This window comes from Achromobacter seleniivolatilans, from assembly GCF_030864005.1.
Taxonomy (GTDB): domain Bacteria; phylum Pseudomonadota; class Gammaproteobacteria; order Burkholderiales; family Burkholderiaceae_B; genus Achromobacter; species Achromobacter seleniivolatilans.
The window spans coordinates 2,738,514-2,758,327 of the sequence record NZ_CP132976.1 but is presented as its reverse complement, the minus strand read 5'-3'; the positions used below and the strand labels follow the sequence as shown (position 1 = coordinate 2,758,327).

Sequence of the window (19,814 nt, the reverse complement as noted above, 5' to 3'; positions counted from 1 at the left end):
CCCGAATCTATTGATTCCAGAATCATTCATCCAGGATCTACTCGCCCGAGTCGACGTTGTCGACGTTGTCGGGCGATACGTGCAGTTGCGAAAGGGTGGGGCCAACTTGCTTGGCCTGTGCCCCTTTCATAACGAAAAAAGTCCGTCGTTCACTGTCAGCCCGACCAAGCAGTTTTATCACTGCTTTGGCTGTGGAGCGCATGGCAGCGCCATCACTTTCCTGATGGAGCATACCGGCACCAGTTTCCCCGAAGCCGTGCGTACTCTCGCGGCTTCGGCGGGAATGACGGTCCCGGAAGAAAACCGCAGTCCACGCCAGCAACAGGAATCCGCGCGCCGCAAGGCCGAGGAATCCCGTCATACGCAGGTGCTGGATGCCGCCCAGGCGCATTACCTGAAGCAGTTGCGAGCGTCGCCCGTGGCGATTCGCTATCTGAAGCAGCGAGGCCTGACCGGCGAGATTGCGGCGCATTTTGGCCTGGGTTGGTCTGGTACCGACCGTCATGGGCTATCCCAAGTATTTCCCAATTACGAAGACCCCACTTTGGTGGAGTCTGGCTTGGTCATTGAGTCGGAGGACGGGCGTCGCTACGATCGTTTTCGCGAACGCGTCATGTTCCCCATCCGCAATGCGCGGGGCAGCCTGATTGGTTTTGGCGGTCGCATCATAGGCAAGGGCGAACCCAAATACCTGAATTCACCCGAAACGCCTTTGTTCTCGAAGGGCCATGAGCTGTACGGCTTGTGGGAGGCGCGTCTGTCCATCCGTCAGGAAGGGCAGGTGATCGTGGTTGAAGGGTATATGGACGTCGTTGGCCTGGCGCAGCAAGGCATTGCTAACGCAGTGGCCACGCTGGGTACGGCCACCACGCCGGACCACGTGAAGAAGTTGCTGCGCGCCAGCGACAAAGTGATTTTCAGCTTTGACGGCGACGGAGCGGGCCGGCGCGCTGCCTGGCGGGCCTTGCAGGCCTGTCTGCCTGTGCTGCGGGACGATATTGCCATCCGCTTCCTGTTCCTGCCGACAGAGCACGACCCGGATTCCTATGTGCGCGAATTTGGCGCCGAGGCTTTCCGTGCCTGTCTGGGCGACGCGGTGGCGTTGTCGCGCTTCCTGTTGGATGAGCTGGCGTCACGGCACAACATGAACGAAGCGGAAGGCCGCGCCAGTTGCCTGCATGAAGCCAAGCCGTTATTGGCCACCATCCCCGAATGCGCGCTGCGTGTGCAGATCGAGCGGGAAATGGCCAAACTGGTCCAACTGACGCCCGAGGAAATGGCCCAGATCCTTGCGCAGCAGCCGGCAAAACCGTTCGCACCGGCGTCCAAACCGGCGGCGGGCGACGCGGCAATTGCACGATCTGGTTCGCCAGATGATGACGGCGGTCATGCCGATATGGGTTATGACTTTGCGGGCCATGATTTTCATGACATCCCCGCCGATGAGCCGGACTACAGCGAATACAACCATTTTCCGTCCCAAGGTGGCGATCCGTCAGGCGGTGGTTCACGCGCTGGGGGCAAGCAGGAATGGAAAGGTAAGAGCGACTGGAAGGGCAAAAGCGATTGGAAAGGCGGCAAGGGCAACTGGAAGGGGCGTCGCGATAACGACGTTGGCGGCTTCGAAGGCCGCCGCACGATGCCGTCGCTGGCCAAGCGCTTGCTGGGCCTCTTGTTGGCCCATCCTGAGCTGGTGGACTCCATGGGAGATCAGCAGCTTGAAGTTATCGACCATGGTCCCCATCTAGGATTGGTAAGGGACTTGATCATGCTGGCGCAATCCAGCGGTGCGCGCCATGTGGGTGCGCTGCTTGAAGCCGCCGACCCGGATTCGGACTTGGCTACGGTGCTGAAAGGCCTGCGGGCGGATATCTTGTCCCAAGAGGATCTGCCGGACCCGCAGACCGAGTGGGATGACGCGCTGCGGCGCATCGAATTCGATTCGGCCAAGCTGGAGATGGCCAAGCTGGCGGCGACTGGTCTGACTTCCGACGAATCGCGTAAGCGCTATTTGGAGCTGTCCAGCCGGATGAACATCCTGAAGGGTGCCGGGATACGCTAAATGCGCTAAAATCGAAGGTTGTCCGCTGGCTGGGAGGCTGGCCCGTGCGGATTGAGTAGATGAAAAACCGATGGTGGGGACTTGGTGAGGCGTCTGGTTGTAAGCCGAGGGCCAGGAACTAAGTTGGGGTTAATCCCTAGGTTCAAGGTCGGAGGCTAAGACCCAAGGCTAAAACCCGAGGTTAAAACCCAGAGGTGTAAGTCCCCGGCTGCTGCCGAAAGTTGATCATGTCGAATTCTGCGTGAATTTGCCAGAGATCCTGAAGCGGCGTTGCTGGGTACGAAGAAAATAGTTGGAAAGAAAAATAGTCGGGCAGACGGAATCAATTTTGGCTGCCCGAATCTAATTTAGAGATGTGCAGGTTTGGCCCAACTCATTGGGTAAGCAGGTTTTTGGTGTGTTTGGCAAATGCTGGTTTGGCAACAACAGCGTTTTGGGGTGGGGGAGTAGATTTCCCGGCCCGTATCGTGAAAAAAATCGAACAAATCACCTCAAGCAAGCGGCAAATTTGTTACGTAGTTAATTAATATAGCTGAGCGGTGAATTACGCAGTTCAGCGGCGGTTATCTTCGCGTAGCGTTAGTGGTTTGGGTGCTGTGTCTACATCAGCTGCCAGGGGCAATGTCCCCATTGCAAGCAAAGCCTATTTATAGGCAGACAGCCCCCCCAACGCCCGGGATTCGCCGTGGAATGAGGCCATGCACGTCAAAGCGCCAGTACCGGTATGCAGATAACGCACCGCAACGGCGCCAAGCGGGCTCGCAAGAGCTAGCGCTGCGAACAACGCAGCCGCATGGTCTCCGCCGATTCACCAGTTTTACCCGTATGTGCCGTGCTGGGCCTCCGTCCAGGGCGGCCTTTTGCGGTGCAAAAAAGCCCAAACGGGTTGCGACGACCACGGAAGCGACTATGACCAAATCCACCGGCAAATCCTCCTCTGCAATTGATGCGGCTGAAACCAAGGCCACTACGGCCAAGCGCGCCGTAAGCATGGCGGCGGAAAAAGCGCCTGCCAAGACGGCGGTAAAGGTCGCCAAGCCCGCTGCCAAGACGGCTGCCAAAAAGGCAACCAAGACGGCAACTGGTGCTGAGAAGCCCGAAAAAGTAACGAAGGCACGTGCCAAGAAGGCCGAGGACAAGCTCGCCGATCTGGTGAGCACCCCACGTTCGGGTCCCGTGCCGAGCGGCCGCCGTCCGGGCCGCCCCGCGAAGAATGCCAATAATGATGGCGACGGATTCGACGACACCATGGACGGCGAAGGCGAAGTGCTGCCTGACTTGAAGCCGCCCAAGCGCGGTGGCAAGCGCGGCAAGGCCGACGCCAAGGACCTGATCGCTCGCGGTCCCGTGACGCCGGAAGAATACGAAGCGCGCCGCAACCGCTTGAAGCAGCTGATCAAGCTGGGTAAAGACCGCGGCTACCTGACGTACGGCGAAATCAACGACCATCTGCCTGACGATCTGGTCGATGCCGAAGCCATCGACGGCATCATCAGCACGTTCAGCGACATGGGTATCGCGGTCTATGACCAGGCACCCGACGCCGAAACGCTGCTGATGAGCGAAAACGCGCCGGTAGCGTCGAACGACGACGACGTCGAAGACGAAGCCGAAGCCGCGCTCACCACCGTGGATTCCGATTTCGGTCGCACCACCGATCCCGTGCGTATGTACATGCGCGAAATGGGTTCGGTCGAGCTGCTGACTCGCGAAGGCGAAATCGAAATCGCCAAGCGTATCGAAGACGGCCTGAAGCACATGGTCATGGCCATCTCGGCCTGCCCGACCACGATCAACGAGATCCTGGCCCACATCCTGCGCGTGCGGGAAGGCCAAGCGCAGATCGACGAAGTGGTCGATGGCCTGGTTGATCCGGAAGACGGCGAGGAATACGCCGGCGCCGGCGTCACGGCCGACGAAGACGAAAGCGATGACGGCCCCGCGGGCGGTATGTCCAGCAAGCAGCTGGAAGACCTGCGCGTGAAGGCGCTGGCCAAGTTCGACGAAGTCAGCAAGCAGTTCGACAAGATGCGTTTGTCGTACGAGAAGGACGGCTACAAGTCGGACATCTACGTGCGCGCTCAGGAATCCATCCAGAACGAACTGATGGGCATCCGCTTCACTGCCAAGATGGTCGAGAAGCTGGCCGACACGCTGCGCAACCAGGTCGAAGAAGTGCGCCAGCTTGAGCGCGCCGTTCTGCACACGTGTGTGGACAGGGCCGGCATGCCGCGCCTGCACTTCATCAAGGTGTTCCCGGGTAACGAAACGAACCTGCAGTGGGTCGTGGACGAAGTGGCCGCTGGCCACCCGTACGCCGAAACGCTGGAGCGCCAGATTCCCGCCGTGCAGGAATTGCAGCAAAAGCTGATCGACCTGCAAACGCGCGTTGTGTTGCCGCTGAAGGATCTGAAGGACGTCAATAAGCGCATGGCCACCGGCGAAGCCAAGGCTCGCAAGGCCAAGCGTGAAATGACCGAGGCCAACCTGCGTCTGGTGATCTCGATTGCCAAGAAGTACACGAACCGTGGCCTGCAGTTCCTGGATCTGATTCAGGAAGGCAACATCGGTCTGATGAAGGCCGTGGACAAGTTCGAATACCGCCGTGGCTACAAGTTCTCGACGTACGCCACGTGGTGGATTCGTCAGGCCATCACGCGCTCTATCGCCGACCAGGCGCGCACCATCCGTATACCGGTTCACATGATCGAAACGATCAACAAGATGAACCGGATCAGCCGTCAGATTTTGCAGGAAACCGGTGCTGAGCCTGATCCCGCGACGCTGGCGCAAAAGATGGACATGCCGGAAGACAAGATCCGCAAGATCTTGAAGATCGCCAAAGAACCGATCTCCATGGAAACGCCGATTGGTGACGACGATGACTCGCATCTGGGCGATTTCATCGAAGACACGTCGACGCTGGCGCCTTCCGACGCGGCATTGCACGGTTCTATGCGCGATGTGGTCAAGGAAGTGCTAGACTCTCTGACCCCGCGAGAAGCCAAGGTTCTGCGCATGCGTTTCGGTATCGAAATGAGCACCGACCAGACCTTGGAAGAAGTGGGTAAGCAGTTCGACGTTACGCGTGAGCGCATTCGCCAAATAGAGGCTAAAGCTCTGCGTAAGCTGCGTCATCCTAGCCGCGCCGATAAGCTGAAGAGCTTCTTGGAAGGGCAATAAGTTTTCTGGGCCTCTAGCTCATGCTTGGTTAGAGCAGCGGACTCATAATCCGTTGGTGCCGAGTTCGACTCTCGGGGGGCCTACCAAAGAAATCCTGAGAAATCAGGTACCTACAGCCGCCAGCAATGGCGGCTGTTTCGTTTCCAGCGCCGACATTGACGTAATCTTGACGTTCTCGGCGTGGTGGGCCAGATGGGTCGGGGCGAGGTGGGCATACTTCTGCACCATCTCGATCCGTTCTGTAGCGCGGCGCGTCGTTTGAGACGGAAAAGCGGCTCGTTTGAGACGGCCCACACGCCTCTCCAGGCTCCAAAGGGGGCAACCTAGCCTTTCCCCCCCACCAGGCCGTTGCGCGGCGCTCCGGACGCTCATGATGGCGTCCTTGGGTTCAGGCGTCGGGGGGCTGTGGCCACGCGATGGATTCCGGAAAGTCCGGTTGCAGCTCAATGCGATTGAGCTGAATGCGGTGTTGCCGCCAGGCAATCAATGTCGCCCGCTCTTCCTCGGTGGCCATTTCCAGCTCTATGGCGTCCAGCAGGGGGGCCATTCGCAGCGTTGCGTACTGCAATAAGTTGTCCCGTTGCGCCAACGCGGCATCTTTAAGCTGTTGTCCGTCTGGACCTGCAAGTTGAGGGGCATCCTCCTCCAGCCACCCACCATCTTGGAACAAATAGCGTTTGTCCTGTCTCAAAGCCTCGGGCGGGGGGATATCGACCGATCCACCAGGCAAAAGGTATACGCCTGGCTCCAGGGGGGACGGGTCGGCCTTGACCTGTCCGACGAACCAGCCTGATGCGTCTAGCTGCGAAACCAGCTTTTCCATGTGTTAAATCCCTTCTAGTATTTGATGCAACCGAGCAATGCGACGTTTCGCGCCCGCACGGTGAACCGCGAAGCCGTAGTACCCCCCCCCGATGTGTAGGTAACCGCAGGACTGCCGCCAGCCGTGGACGAGTCCACGTCGGTCGCTCGGTTCGATGCTGCCGCGCCGGTGGTGTCGCTATTCGGGGCTAAGTACATCGACGTGGCGGCCTGCATAGAACCTATGGCACGGCCTGCGTCGATTCCCCGGCTATCGTCCACACCTCGGATAAACTCGCCTCGGGTCTCTGGCAAGACGATGTACCCGCCCGTCACGCTGCGACTCGTTGCCGGACTGGCGGGATTGGTGCATCGGTAGCCCACTGGGGCAGTTGAGTTGGCCAGGTCGCCGCAGTAAATGGCAGAAGCTAACCCGGCATAGGCAGAAACTGACACTGCGGCCTGGTTCGCCTTCAACCATCCGGGTGGGGGAGTCAGGGTAGGAAAGAAGGCCACCAGCCCCGCAAACGGGGAACGATAGCCAGTGAACGCTGGTGACTCCACCCACTCCATTGCACCAATTCCTGGGACGAAAATCGCACTGGCCACCTTCTGAACTGGCGGTGATGCCAACAGCGGCATGTAGCCTTCGTTAGCCTTGAGCATCATTTGCTTGAGCGCTTTAACGATCTGCCCATCATCGGCTGGGTCAGGCTCCAGCCCCCCCGCATGCACAATCCCTAGCAGCTCCCGCAGCCACGAATTCATCAACAGAGCAGTCAACATACTGCCCGGCTTGCCGGTGGCGGGATTCCCGCCTAGAAACTCACCTGATTCGGTCTCCGGGATTCTCACAATACTTACTCCTGATAGTCGAACAATACGAATGTGTGGGCGGGCTTTAGGTCTCGGAAATATTCCTCAATCACCGAATCGCTGAACGAGAGCAGAGCCTCATCTACGGATGACATATCGAGATAAAAGGGAAACGCACGGACCTGGCCGCCTATCACGGAGACTTGCCAAACCCAAATGACATCCTGGTCAAAAAGAATGTCCTCATTCAAATGGCTGTAATCCAGAAAGAACGGTTCGAATTCCGTAATTTCGATTTCGTAGCCCAGTCGCCTGGCCAAGCCCTTGAAGTACGGAATGGATAGGCCGCCCAGCTCTTGCAACTTGGCCAGGACGGCCTCTAGGCGCTGCTGCCGGTTCGACCCATCCGCTGGAGTCAGTCCGCAAACCCTTTCCCAATCCGGCAACGTGTCGATTGCGCCTATTGGCGTCACGCTGTTCAAAACCTGGCCGGACTTCTGCTGTGCGCGGTCTAGAGCTTCGCCCTCCGCTTTCAATTCGGCAGACAATCCCGTCCCACTGATTTCATAGGTGCGCGGCGGCAGAAGCCGTGCCAACAATTGCTGGTGCTTCACTACATCGGCTCCACGGTGACAGCACCGAGGCGCAGCCACTCAATCACGTCGGCATTGACGACCGGCACGATGTTGGCAGTGGGTGACGAGATGTGGCGATCAATGACGCCAGCGACGTTTGAGACAAGGGCTTCCGATTGACTGCGTACCCATGCAGCGCCGGGCGCGATCTGATCGAACTGAGTCGCTAAGGCCCGATTAATGGCGATGCTGGCCAGCTCCAGGCTGGTGTCGCGCAACGAAGTACGGACACGTACATCTACATGACGCAAGGTGGGCGCGACAATCAAACAACCTTTTGCCGTCACAGGTCGGACGTCATCGATGTAGGCCAACACCCTATTGATGGTGTCTTGCGATGGCAATCCATCACCGGAGACGATGGCCACATCAACCGTCCCTAGGCCACGGCGAAGCGGATATACGAACGCGTCAGAGACGCCTTCGACTTCCATGGCCCAGCGCCGGTAGTCGTGACGATTGCCACCGGCGGGTGGTCGTCGGATGAGTTCCAGTAAGCGCGCAAGCAATTCAGTATCAGTTTCCTGGGCGACCCCGCCACGCATTAAGAAAAGTTTGGCATCTGAGTCCAGACCACTCGGGGCTACCTGGAGCGTCACGGGGGTGTCATCGTCTGCATTGCCCGTGACCCCTGGCGTCAAAGCTTCAGCCGCAAACAATCCGCTTCCCGCCTCCGGCATGTGATCGCTCGCCGTCACGCGATACAACACACCATCGCCGCGCTTGGCCTGCAAGCCCTCGGGAACCTGTTTTCCGGGCTGACCGGTAAGGCGCAAGTATCCACGGGCAGGAATAGCTTGCTTTAGATTCAGCCCCCTAACAGCTGCGTGCATGTAAAGATATTCTTGGTCCGCTGTATCCGGAAATATCTGGCGCACCATCCACGCTTGATGCTGATACAACCCCTCAATCGAACTTGCTACAGACGTGGCACGAATAAAGAAATCGCTGTCAGTAGTGACATCTGCATCAGGCCGATAGTTCTTGAGGTCGCGCAGCAGATTGCTGCGAATCTGTGAAAACGCAGGAACGGGGAAGGGCATTATGCGACCTTCACCGGATGTTTGAAATGTTGCTCTTGACTCGTGTTGTCAATGACAGACACGTGAAGGTCGCACCAGCTTTTGCGCACCTGTATTGCTGTGACGGTGATGCTCTGCGCGCGGCCGGTATCAATCAACGTCTTAAGCGCTTGCTCGGCGTACTGACGAGCTAGGATTCGCACGCGAGATACGTCCAGCTCCCTTTCCAGTTCATGAAGGCGAGACCCTAGTGTTGGATCAGCCCACCATGAGCCAAGAGGTGTTGTGAGACGTACATAGACGGCATTGGCGAGCGACGTAATGCGCTCGCCGCTGTAGTCGCCTGTGCTGGGATCAATTCGCGGGTCCATGCCAGCATTGTGGCGAGAGGGAAACGCGGAAATCAGCTGAAAGACTTCAGTGGGTCAGCGAATAGGGTTACCAGTCACGCCTCCCAAAGAATCTTTGTGTTGATGACCGATCTGACTAACGCCACCGGCAATGACATCTTCCGTCACTCGCATCGTTCCCGCGATGCTGGCTACTGCGCTGCCGCCTCCGCCCTTCTCATTGGACAGTGACAGACCGCCCTTGCCGGTCACCAAACCATCAATCTGCGCCTGCTTAGTTACGTTAAAAACCGGGGTGTCCATCGTCGCTCCACTTGACGCCTCAACGCGCCAGGTCTTGCACCGTATGACGTACTCGTCGCATTCTGCTTCGATGATTCGGCCGTTCTTTAAGTGAATGAAATGCCCATCTTGATGCACCAGCGCAACCTCTCCCGTTTTCAGGTCTATGCCAACGGTTGCATGTTGGGTTGCCACGATCACCGCGTGTGATGTCGCGCCGCCCAGGGCCACCGCGACACCCATGGTCCCCTCGGGCGGAACGGAGTGATAGCCATATTGCTGAATCAATTCAGCGTCCCGCACCGCCTCACCGGCCAGCGCTTCGCCGGACACCTTTTTGATGCCGACACCCGTGGATGTTCTGCCTATCATCATGCGGAACGGCTGACGAATTGATCTAAAGAAGCGGCGAATACGTTCGTCGATAGTCCTAATGTTCATGGTGTCGTGTCCAATTCTTCCGGATCAAACGCCTTGGTTTCCAGTTTTCGTTTTCCCTTGGGCACAACGAGCGGTATCCACACCTTGTCCTCTTTCAGCGTTAGAGTGGTCGTCGTGCTGGTGCCGCTTCCCCCTCTAAAGCGCCGAGCCATTACAAACAGGATGCCACTGAAACCCCTGCGCTCGTCCTCAAGATGTACGCGTTGGCCTGGCTCCCACAAGACACCATTACTTGTTCGATGACCTCGCACGTCAGCTTGGTAGGTCAACCCGTCTAAGCGTCCATCTGCAAGCGCCTTTTCCGCTTGGCGCAATAACGAATCACCGCTTAGCGCGTCACCGTCTGTCAGAATCAGTGGCCGATATATTTTTACGTCTGGGTCACGGACGATTGTCCGCATCGCATTCTGACCATTCGCGGCATTCGTACCATTGGATTGACCCAAGATCGTGATTTCGGAATAACGTCGGGCGATTGACTTGATGCGGCGTAGGCGGTTTATGTTGTTGCCTTTGCCGTCTCGCCTGAGAATCAAGCTAGCCACTGGCGGTGCGTCATAGTCTGGCCCGCCGACGATAAGCGTCCCGTCCGGTGCAAACCAGGGCCACAGGCCGTTTGCATGCGCCGCACGTTCCAGCGCTCGCCATGCCGTGTCACCAGGTTCAATATTTACCTTCTTCGCGGCGCTGCTGCCACGTGAATCAACGCGCACTTTTGATATCCCCAGTGGGTTGACCACAGACCTTACAATCTGCTCAAGGCTCATGTCTTTGGCGGTGAAAATTGGAGCGCTGCAATCCGTGAGAATGCCAGCCCCATCTCTGCCGGACATAGACAGGCTTGCTGTCCGGCCGCCAACGTCATCATCAACATCGTCCACAATGCCAGTAAGCGCCACATCGGAGCCTATGCGCACTTCAACGCGTGCCCCAGGTTCAACGGCCAGCGGAAGTTGGCCAGCTGGCAAGCCTAAGTCCACACGCCATCCCGCAGCCGGCCGCATGAGGTCGGAGTCAACGTCATAGTTTGACCAGTCGTTGTGGACACGACCACCAATCAGAATACTAACTGGCTCTATGTCTCTCGACAGGTCTGGAGTGTGTCCTTGCGAGCTATTGGGCGTAGCCATTGATGGTGTCCCCCGTATTCAAATCGTTGGGATTCCGTAGCCGAGGATTCAACCTTAGTAGCTCATCGGACCGCCGAAAATCGCCGTACCACGCAAAGGCAATAAGATGCAGATTTGCTGGCGCGTCGATAGTACGGCGGCGCAGAGGCGGCCTCGCTTCGATGACGGCCGCCCCAGCTTCTTGAATTGCCAACGCAGCCTCTTTAAGCGGCTCCGTGATGACACGGGCTTCTTCTACGGGATAAAGGTCACGGTTGTCATCTATGGCATCTTGAATCGCATCACGCACGTCGGCAACAATCTGCTCGATATCCGCAGGCGAGAGCGTCGGCCGCTTTGCTTCTTCGGTCAGGATGTCCGATGCTATATCGACCAGCTCGCCCGCAACTACAACCTTGACGATGGCCTCAATTGGCTTTTGATCCTCGGGCAGAATTGCGATGGGATTTTGACCCTGTTGGGTCGCGGCTTGCCCTGTCTGGGTCGGTCGGAATGATGTCGGCGTCTGTCCTTTTGCGGACGAGACCGGCAGCAATACAACGTCGTCAAAGATACCCTTTAAGCCCTTCCAATCCGACATGCGACTGGCGGACCCAAATGCGCGTAAGTCCACTAGGCCATGCAGGCCGTTGGACAATTCTGCGGTAAACGCACGCGGAAAGTCGATCAGGTCAACAATCGCGCTAGTACCGTTGGTCACACTGCGAACTGCACTCAATACGCGTCCCATCGTTGACCGTATCGAATTCAATCTGTCCGTTATTCCTTGCAGGCTCGTTAGAGCCTTTAGGCGCTTGGCGAATGCCTCGACTCCACTGGCGATACCATCGTCTTTTAATTGCCGACTAGCTGCCGCCTTCTGTTCAGGCAATTGCCGCACAAAGAAAGGGCTGCTCGTCGTGCTGTGTAGAAAGCGCAACTCCACCGAGCAAGCGTCGGGGCTTTCCGCATCATGTCGGATTCTCCAGCCCTCAAGCTGGGCAAGAGGAATAGAGCCAAAGATTGGATGGATGAGTTCACCCGGTCCCGGCTGCTCCAACACCTCCACGAACTTCTGCAATTTCTGCTCGTAATCATCACCCCAGAAAACTGCGGTCAATTCGGTCCCGATGCCACCGCGCCCCAGGTCTTCCGCATCTTCGCCATTTAGGTAGGGGTATTGGTGCTTTTGTACGTCGCGCTCGGCCCCGTCCTGTGTATGCTCGCACTCAAACTTGATGCCCTTAAAAGACGCATCCAACAGGGTTTTATCCCAAGACATTAATCTCTCCTGGCGTCCCGTGAATTGTGTTCGTTGACTGAAGCTGCAATTTCTCGGCCATCAAGAATTACCTTGACCTCCATTTTCTGGGGCGACGCACGGTTAGCGCTAATGATGGCCCGCTGCATAGCTGCCGGGTCAAAGCCACCCGTTGCAAGACTGGCAGCTGAGCCAGTTTCAGGTCGTGCCACGCCTGAGCCAAACCACGCTTGGCCCAGTTTTTCCCCGGCCCAATCGCCTCCGAGACTACCCAAAAGCCCGCCGCCAATAGCGCCAGCTGCAACGCCGTAGGGGCCAAGAAAGGCGAGTGCTTGGCCTCCTGCATAGGCTCCTGCCATGCCGCCGCCAGTGCGCCCGCCAATCCGCGTATAAGCAGCGTTCTTTTCTGCCTGAGTAATATCGCTTCCAGAAACGCCAAGCGCGTCGTACCCCCCGAGCGCCACAGAAGCTAGTGGTGCTGATCTGGCCAGCACGCCGGACCCAAGGAATCGAGTAGGTGCCAGTACGCTCGCCGCACGGCCCGCAACGCTTGATACGCCACTGGCAGTCCCTGCCGCCACCGCGCCCACACCAACGCCAGCGCCCGTCACCATCTTGATGCCACCAAAGGCCAACGCTGCGCCTGCCATCACTTTGATCCCATCCGTAGCGCCCACTATCGCAGTGGTCAACCCCGGATAGGTATCCGCATACTTGGTAATCTTGTTAGCTAGATCGCCCATTACATCCGTGACGGGCTTTAACGCGTTGTGGCGCGCATCCGCAATTGCTTGATTGGCCTGGTTCACCTGCTCGCCAGCAGTAGCCATCATCACAGAGCTGCTCGTTTCCAACGCGCCAACACCGACGCCTGCGTATTCGCTGCGCAGACCCTTGATTGCACCACGTTGACTCATATAGCCAGACAGCGCCATGAGCGATTCCCGGCCGATGCCCACATCACGAAATACTGATGATTCAAGCAAGGTCGTCATTTGCTCCCTATCGGCTTGCGTGCCGCCATTAGCTAAACGGCCTTGCAACTGCTTGTAGACCTGGTTGTTGCCCATAGACTTATCAACAACAGCGGCGAATGTCTCCAAGGGACTGATGTCGCGTAGCGCACCCTTACCCAATGTACCCGCCAGGTCAACGCCTTTGCCGCCAATTGATAGCTTCTTGGCCACGGCTTGCGATACAGCGGGCTGTTTGAGCGTGTTCATCAATGCCATCAACGATTGGGCGGATTCTTGCGGCATGTTGGTGCCTGCTGTGATCGCTTGCATATCGACCAAGGCCATTTCCAGGCCCTTCATGCCTGATATGCCGTAGTTGTCGCGCTGGGATGCCAGGAGCTTCGGCAGGCTGGTAATCATGTTCTCAATGCCATAGCCGCCGGTTTCACCCGCATGCAGCATCTTGCCCAGCGCGGCGGGCATATCCGCGACGGGGATATTGTTTGCCTTGAGCGCGCCGACCAGGGGGACGATTTCCCGAGATTTCCTGCCCGCAGCCAACCCGGTTTTCTGCACGGTGGGGAGCATAGAAAACGCTTCATCTCGGGACAGTCCGCTGCTGCCCAGTAGCTCGTTGAGAGCGTCCGCCGCATCTTCCCGCGTGCCGCCTTGCCTCACAGCTCGACCGATTTGGAAGCTGATTTCTCTTTGCCCCTCTCGTCTGCCATCGATACCTTCTGAGGCATACGCCGTATTCGACATAGCCGCAATCTGCTGGTCATACGCCATCGTGTCCGAGAGCGGACGCTTTGCTATGGCAACTCCCGCCATCACGCCGCCGCCAATGGCTGCCAGACCCTTGCCCCATTCGCTGGGGGTTTTCAGCTCGCGCATTTCCCTTTGAAGCATTTTGACTTTGCGCTGTGCCGCCTCGGCAGCGCGGGCAAGTTCCCGTCCTGACACTCTGCCTGAATCTTCCAAACGCTTATAGGCGATTGCCGTCTGCACAATCTCGCGCTGCAAGGACTTTTCCGACCGAATGCCTAGGCGCGCCCTGGCAGAGTGCAGGCGCTCCGTATCGCGCAGGATTTGAGACGATGCGTGACGTGATGAGGCAATCTGCTGTTGGGCGAGCTGAACGCTGGCGCGTCGGCTTTGGTCGATGTACCTGCTGTTGGACGCGCTCACTACCGCGCCATCACGTTGTTCCTGGCGCGCGGCTTCTTGCTTTTTCTGCGCCACGACAGACACCGCCGTGACCACCGCAGCGGCATCACGCTGCTCTTGCCGTGATGCTTCATGCTTTTTTTGAGCGACGACAGAAACAGCTTGTGCAGCCTCTTTGCTGCCCCGGTCGCTGACGACGATCTCAAGGGCGACTTTCATGTTCGTGTTGGACACGGCTGGCCTCGGTTATGTAGATGGCGTGAGCGCGGCAATGCGCTGCTTGCGGCGCAGTCGCGCCTTTGGCCTTACGCGCCGCTGGCTCACGATGCGGCGCGTGGATGAACTACCTGAATTCTTGGCCGAGCCGTTCAACTCGGCCAAGGCTTCAAGGTAGCCCTCCAACTGCTCAAACGTCAGGCGACGGACGCGGTTTTCTGGGATGCCGTGCTTTCCGAGGACGAGGATGAGTTTTCTGTAGGTTCGGAGCTTTCGTTCCGTGGCCGCAGCTTTTTTTTTGCCTCGCTCATCGCTGCATAAATGACATCCACGTCAGTCGGGTCCATCTCCGTCAGCAGCTCGAAAGAGATATCGTCCGAGGGGATGTCGCCCAAGCGCACCATGCAAGAGGCAAACATGGCCAGGTCGATACGCGCAGGCGAACCATCCGGGTATGCCTCCAGCGCATCAATGTTGTCGCCCATAGTCGGCAGGTGCATGACGAAGTCGTAATGCCTGCGATCGCCGTAAGGAACGCCGTAGGTGAAACTGCCGGTGACCAGGACGACGCGCTGTTGCGTGGCCGTGCCGGTTTGCTGTTGTTGCGGCTTGGTTGTCATTCGTCCACCTTCTTGACTGCAAACATGGTCAGGGTGCGACGCGCTTCGTTGTCAACGGTGTACTGTTTGCCCACCTCTGACGTGCAGCAGTCCATGTATGTCTCGCGCTTGCCGCCAGGTGACGATGGAAACACCGTGATCGAGGCTCCGAATATCTCGGCCCACTTGGTGTCATCATCGAACGGGATGGGAACGGTCACACGCAGCGAGTATTCTTTAATTCCCTTGGCCACGCCGCCAATGAGACGGCTTCGGTTCATGACCTTGACGGGCTTCATGCCGGTGCTTTCGGTCACGTCGATGTCAATGACCTCGACCTCTTTGCCGTCCAGCTCCATGATGATGGCGCCAACGTATTCCTTGATTGCCATGATTGGCTCCTTATGGGTCTGTTGGACCCGTTAAACGTACAGGTCGATGCGACCAGCAAAGACGTGCATGCCATGCACAATTGGCGCGGGAATGGACGCGACGGCCATACCCTTGTTTTGCGGATGCTTCTGCACTACCAGGCGGTCTTTGTACTGGTCGATGTTCTGTAGGATTTCCAGGTCTTCGCATTGGTAAGAGATTTGCAACAGCAGAGTGCGCACCTTCGGCGGCGTTTTCTCCGAAAGCAGCTCACGCGGAAAACGTAGGGCCACGGCTTGGCGGCATGCCTTACGGAAGTAATGCAGCGTGCGGAACACTGTGATATCCAGGCTGGAGTCATCCGGGATGTTCTGGGCGTCGACCAGGTAGGTGGAGATTGCGCGCACAATTTGCACCCGGTTTCCGGGGCCGACGATGAGCGGAGTAACGCCGTTGTGCAAGGCGTTCTCTTGTTCCTTGCGTCCCGGATAATCTTCTTGGGCGATTATGTCCAGGCCCTGAATTTCCAGATAGTTCAAAGGCCGCGCCGGATGCTCTTCGCCCGCCATCACGGCGGCGTATCCCGCCGCAATCTCGCCCGTAGTGCGCTTGGATTTGTTGTACCAGGCCAAGGTGATGATGGACGAGTTGACCGCACTGGCGACGGTGGTGGCCGCCGCCAGCGTGCCAGGGAATCCCGCCACGCCGATGGCGTCACGCTGCTCCAAGGGACTACCAAGCTCTTCCAGGTGATCGCGGAAAGCCAGCAGCGCCTCTTGCGTGGCAAATGGGCAGACGCGAATTTCATAGGAAGAGCCGAAGGCGGCAGCGTAGGCAGGGCGCAGGTCAGGATCGGCCAGGCCGCCCGCGAGCTGCGCAGTGATCGTATTAGTTGCGCCCGTCGAATAGCGCACCACTGCGGCGAGCTTGATCTGGTTTCCGGCTTCGCCTTTGTGCTTGGCCTCGACCTTGATTTTTCCCGCCGTCGCGGTAGCTGTTACAGGAAGCTCCACGTTGGCATTAATCGCCGCCGCAGTTGCAGCCGCCATGTCGGCAGCGGGCATGTCGGTTTCGATAGCTACATCTACGGACTCAGGGCCAACGAAGAACTTGAGAATGCCGCGCCCCGTCGCCGCCGCCGTGATCTCCACCTCGCCCTGCGCGGCCTGGCTGGCGGCCGCGTCGTCTACCGCGATGACCGCAATCTGGGCATTCGGGTTGGCCTCGATGGCATTGATGACCATACGATGCGCAATCGACCCAGCGCCAAAGTAGACGGCGGCGTCTTTGTCATTGAATACGTCAACGGTTGTGAGTGCTGGCGTCATACCCGTGGCCAGGCGCTGGCCGTAGATCAAGACACGCTGCAAGTTCGTTGGCAAGGACGAGCGGGCAAGCTTCGTATTGAACTCGAAATATGCACCCGGCTTGAGGGTGCTGACAGGGATCTGGTCCAGCTGGATGATTTCGCCCATGTCAGGCTCCCTTTTTCGTGGTTGCACGTGGGGCCACGGCGTCGGTAGGCGCTGCCTGGCCAGCAGCCTGCGTATCGTCGACGTGGACAAGATCGCCGTCGGCCAGACGGCGCAGGTAGTAAATGGTTTGTTCCACCGAAAATGCTTTGTCGGTGATGTACTTGCGTCCGTTGTCCTCGCGGGGGACCCGCAGGCCAGGCGCGGCTTTGACATTGATGGTTGTCATCATCAGTCCTCGTTAAATGTCACCACGTCGGTGGCGTTAGGTGGATCGGTATCGCTGCGTGTGGCCAGCCGGTAATCCAGCTGGATGCCAGTAAGCCAGGGGTACGGTTCGTCAGTCTTGCCGCCCTCATCGGAAAAGATCAGGTCCGGGTCGGTTGCGTCCGGGTCGCCAATCTGCCCAGGGTCTGGGCTTGGCCAGCGGCCATTGGAGAGGACGTGTTCCACCCACTCCACATCAAACTCCACCGCAAAGATGGCGCAGGCGTCAGCCTTGGCGCGACCGTTAAAGAGCGGGCGCACCGCGCCGGGCTTCATCTGGCCCACGTCGTCCAGCCCGAAGTCCTGTCCGGCAAGCAGCCTGCGCACGGCATAGATGAGTTGGTCCGTTCCGACCTGGTCGCGTGAGCCCTTGCGCGGTGCGTCTTCAGAGCGCACCGAACGCTGGCCCACCATGACCGTGAAGCGCCCACGCGCCAGGTTCTTGGTGCGTGCCGTGTTCATGCCTTTCGTGGCCTGCACACCCAGGAACGAAACCCAAGCCGCAGGGAAACGCCGGACGACCGTGGCCAGCTCGTCGTCCAACTCGCCGCCGTAGGACTCGACGGACTTAACCATCTTGCCTAGGCCGATCTGGAGCCGTTCGATCATGGCCGCCTGGATACTGCCGATAGGAGTAGCGCGAAACATGGTCAGAACGCTCCCGGTCCTTGACGCACAAAGACGCGGGACCCTTGCACGAATTGCACGCCGCCGTCCGAGCTGGGCGTCACACCGTTTTCACCGGGTCCCAGCGTCACTTTTCCATTGGCCACCAGTTCCAGAAACCTCACCGCCGCCTTGTAGCGGTCGGTGATGGTGTCCGTTACCTGGCGTTCGTCGCCTGTCAGGACATAGCGTGCAATGTCGCAGCAGATGCGCACCAGGTGCTGGGGGGCAGGGTTGAGGGGTAGGCGATAACGTCCGCTGAGATAGGTGTCAATCTCAGCGGATGCCGCGACCAGCGCACCGTCCAGGATGACCTGGTCAATGTCGCCCGTATCCTCGGGGTCGGTCAGCGCCAGCACCTCGCGATGCGTGAACTGGCGGACCATATCGGCGGCGGTGGCGTACATGGAGCCTTAGCCGCGGTTGCCGTTGCGGGCGCGGGTGCGCGTGCCGGTAGCGGGCGTCGTGGCCGCCTCGGGGGCAGCGGCTTGGATGGCGTCGGCCTCCACCTCCAGCTCCGTCGCGACCAATGCGGGATCGGCCAGGATCGCCTCCAGCTTCTTTTTGCCTTGCGCGCCGGTCAGGTCATCCATCGGGATATCCACGGCGTTTGCGCCAAATTGGTAGCCAGCGCGGCGGAAGCTTTCCTTGCGTGCCACGACTCGCAGCACCTTGATTTTCTCGGCCATATGGCCCTCCTGAGTTTGATTCGGTTGCCGCCGCCCTCGATGGCCAGGGGCGGCGGGTGGGTCGCTATGCCAGGCTTATGGCTTCGCCTGGACTTGGGACGGCGCGAGGAGTCGCGTTAAGCCAGCCAGGGCGTGGTCAGCACGTCGACCACGTCGCGGTTGATGTTGGTCGCACCGTTGGCGCTGCGCTCTGCCTTGACAACCTCCAGCGCGGCGGCGCGGTCTTGGGGACCCACAACCAGCAGCTTGGGGCGGATGCCCAGGGGTTTGCCATGGTCACCCTTGAACGAGGACATTTCCGCGTGCGCGTCATTGAACGCGCTGCCGTCCAGCGGTTCGCGGCTGGCGTAGGCCAGTTGCCAGAGGCTGAAACCCACGTTCAAGCGCCCATCAACACCATAGACAAACTCATTCTTGTCGAACACGTTGGTGTCTTTCACGTCGGTCTTGGCGACGAAATCGTATTCACGACGCTTCTGGAGAATCAGCGGCTTGATGACGCGGCTGGTGTCCAGCAGGAACCAGGGGCGACCGCTGCCACCCTGGAAATTGCTGACGGACTGCGTGGCCCCTTCCTTGCCGACCGGGTGGTCGGTGTCAAAGAAATACTGGCCGTCATAGCAGGCCGTGCTGAAGGCGCTTTTCAGAAGCTCGAAGATAAGCAGGTCGGGGTGTTCCTTGGCGTCCTGGCCAAGCTGGGCCATCAGCGGCGTGAACACGCCGTACTGGTCATCTTCGATGGAGTCGCGGTCAACGGCGACGGTGTTTTCAAACGTCTTATTCTTGATGCGGTAACCGTGCATCTTGAGGTTTTGATAGACGCGTTCGCCCACCCATTCCCGGAACTGGGTGGATTGGCCGAGCCAGGGATAGGCCTCCTCGCCCGTTGTCGACGGGATCGGCGTGGCAAGCTGTGCCCAGGCCGAGGGCGCACCCTCGAAAGCCTGGGAAAACGCGAGCTTGAAGCCTTGGAACAGCGCCTGTAGGTTTTGCGGATTGATGATCATGCGTATCTCCGAAGTCGGATAAAGGGTGTTGACCTGGTCCGGTCAGAATTCGACCCAGACGCCATCAGCGTCCACATCGCGTACAACGCCTGCGACGATGGCGGCGGCGTCTTCGCCCACCAGCGCAACCGATTCGTCATCGACCGCCTTAACGGGCTTGCCGTAGGCAGCCAGGGTCAGGCCTGCCGCTGCGGGCTTGAGCTGGAAGGTGCCGCGCCGCACGTCCACGGATTGCGCGCCTGCTGCGCCGTCCCGGTTGTCCACCTGTTCCTGGGCAATCCCCAGGATGGCCACAGCGGCAGCACTGCCACCGGGGACGGCGTGGCCGTCCGCGTTCACGCCGACGATGGCCCCCGCGTAGATGCGGACGCCTGCGGCGGCGGGCGGGCGAAATCCCCGGCCGTCTCGGCGCAGGGTGTTGCGGTCTTTAGTCAAAGCCAT

19 protein-coding genes and 1 tRNA gene are annotated in these 19,814 nt (G+C 58.8%); 3 read left to right on the top strand and 17 right to left on the bottom strand.

The window, feature by feature from the left end; translation table 11 throughout:
• Positions 1-10 precede the first annotated feature (10 nt).
• The 3 genes from dnaG (at position 11) to RAS12_RS12255 (ending at position 5,331) form a co-directional block, all read left to right on the top strand.
• Positions 11-2,062, top strand: coding sequence for a DNA primase (dnaG, locus tag RAS12_RS12265; RefSeq protein WP_306948774.1), 2,052 nt, complete (start codon positions 11-13; stop codon positions 2,060-2,062).
• Between the two features lie 909 nt (positions 2,063-2,971).
• Positions 2,972-5,245 (top strand): RNA polymerase sigma factor RpoD, encoded by a 2,274-nt coding sequence (gene rpoD / locus RAS12_RS12260; protein WP_306948772.1) that lies wholly within the window; start codon positions 2,972-2,974, stop codon positions 5,243-5,245.
• Between the two features lie 7 nt (positions 5,246-5,252).
• Positions 5,253-5,331 (top strand) — tRNA-Ile (locus RAS12_RS12255).
• 302 nt (positions 5,332-5,633) lie between these two features.
• On the opposite strand, the gene RAS12_RS12250 is transcribed toward RAS12_RS12255, so the two are convergent.
• The 17 genes from RAS12_RS12250 to RAS12_RS12170 form a co-directional block, all read right to left on the bottom strand.
• The gene (locus RAS12_RS12250; protein WP_306948770.1) at positions 5,634-6,068 is read right to left on the bottom strand and encodes a tail fiber assembly protein; all 435 of its coding nucleotides are present in this window, start codon (positions 6,066-6,068) and stop codon (positions 5,634-5,636) included.
• 838 nt (positions 6,069-6,906) lie between these two features.
• On the bottom strand, positions 6,907-7,476 hold the full coding sequence (locus RAS12_RS12245) for a YmfQ family protein (protein ID WP_306948768.1): 570 nt from the start codon (positions 7,474-7,476) through the stop codon (positions 6,907-6,909).
• Complete coding sequence (locus RAS12_RS12240; RefSeq protein ID WP_306948766.1) at positions 7,476-8,540, bottom strand: baseplate J/gp47 family protein; 1,065 nt, start codon at positions 8,538-8,540, stop codon at positions 7,476-7,478. Before RAS12_RS12240 ends, RAS12_RS12245 begins: the two co-directional genes overlap by 1 nt.
• Positions 8,540-8,890, bottom strand: a complete 351-nt coding sequence (locus tag RAS12_RS12235; RefSeq protein WP_306948764.1) for a phage GP46 family protein — start codon at positions 8,888-8,890, stop codon at positions 8,540-8,542. The genes RAS12_RS12240 and RAS12_RS12235 overlap by 1 nt, the downstream gene beginning before the upstream one ends.
• Positions 8,891-8,944: 54 nt before the next feature.
• Complete coding sequence (locus RAS12_RS12230; RefSeq protein ID WP_306948762.1) at positions 8,945-9,592, bottom strand: phage baseplate assembly protein V; 648 nt, start codon at positions 9,590-9,592, stop codon at positions 8,945-8,947.
• Complete coding sequence (locus RAS12_RS12225; RefSeq protein ID WP_306948761.1) at positions 9,589-10,722, bottom strand: phage baseplate assembly protein; 1,134 nt, start codon at positions 10,720-10,722, stop codon at positions 9,589-9,591. Before RAS12_RS12225 ends, RAS12_RS12230 begins: the two co-directional genes overlap by 4 nt.
• On the bottom strand, positions 10,706-11,983 hold the full coding sequence (locus tag RAS12_RS12220) for a DNA circularization protein (RefSeq protein WP_306948759.1): 1,278 nt from the start codon (positions 11,981-11,983) through the stop codon (positions 10,706-10,708). Before RAS12_RS12220 ends, RAS12_RS12225 begins: the two co-directional genes overlap by 17 nt.
• Complete coding sequence (locus tag RAS12_RS12215) at positions 11,983-14,319, bottom strand: phage tail tape measure protein (protein WP_306948757.1); 2,337 nt, start codon at positions 14,317-14,319, stop codon at positions 11,983-11,985. The genes RAS12_RS12220 and RAS12_RS12215 overlap by 1 nt, the downstream gene beginning before the upstream one ends.
• 179 nt (positions 14,320-14,498) lie before the next feature.
• Complete coding sequence (locus tag RAS12_RS12210) at positions 14,499-14,921, bottom strand: hypothetical protein (protein WP_306948755.1); 423 nt, start codon at positions 14,919-14,921, stop codon at positions 14,499-14,501.
• Positions 14,918-15,292: a phage tail protein gene (locus RAS12_RS12205; RefSeq protein ID WP_306948753.1), complete on the bottom strand. Its 375-nt coding sequence runs from the start codon at positions 15,290-15,292 to the stop codon at positions 14,918-14,920. Before RAS12_RS12205 ends, RAS12_RS12210 begins: the two co-directional genes overlap by 4 nt.
• Positions 15,293-15,322: 30 nt before the next feature.
• Positions 15,323-16,747: a phage tail sheath subtilisin-like domain-containing protein gene (locus RAS12_RS12200; RefSeq protein ID WP_306948751.1), complete on the bottom strand. Its 1,425-nt coding sequence runs from the start codon at positions 16,745-16,747 to the stop codon at positions 15,323-15,325.
• Position 16,748: 1 nt separating this feature from the next.
• Positions 16,749-16,976, bottom strand: a complete 228-nt coding sequence (locus tag RAS12_RS12195; protein ID WP_306948749.1) for a DUF2635 domain-containing protein — start codon at positions 16,974-16,976, stop codon at positions 16,749-16,751.
• On the bottom strand, positions 16,976-17,659 hold the full coding sequence (locus RAS12_RS12190) for a DUF1834 family protein (RefSeq protein WP_306948747.1): 684 nt from the start codon (positions 17,657-17,659) through the stop codon (positions 16,976-16,978). The genes RAS12_RS12195 and RAS12_RS12190 overlap by 1 nt, the downstream gene beginning before the upstream one ends.
• Positions 17,660-17,661: 2 nt before the next feature.
• Entirely contained in the window at positions 17,662-18,084 is a 423-nt protein-coding gene (locus RAS12_RS12185; protein WP_306948745.1) for a gp436 family protein, read from the bottom strand.
• 6 nt (positions 18,085-18,090) lie between these two features.
• A complete protein-coding gene (locus RAS12_RS12180) occupies positions 18,091-18,366 on the bottom strand; it encodes an HI1506-related protein (protein WP_306948744.1) in 276 nt (91 codons plus the stop codon).
• Positions 18,367-18,482: 116 nt separating this feature from the next.
• Positions 18,483-19,373: a Mu-like prophage major head subunit gpT family protein gene (locus RAS12_RS12175; RefSeq protein ID WP_306948742.1), complete on the bottom strand. Its 891-nt coding sequence runs from the start codon at positions 19,371-19,373 to the stop codon at positions 18,483-18,485.
• 42 nt (positions 19,374-19,415) lie between these two features.
• Positions 19,416-19,814, bottom strand: coding sequence for a hypothetical protein (locus tag RAS12_RS12170; RefSeq protein ID WP_306948740.1), 399 nt, complete (start codon positions 19,812-19,814; stop codon positions 19,416-19,418).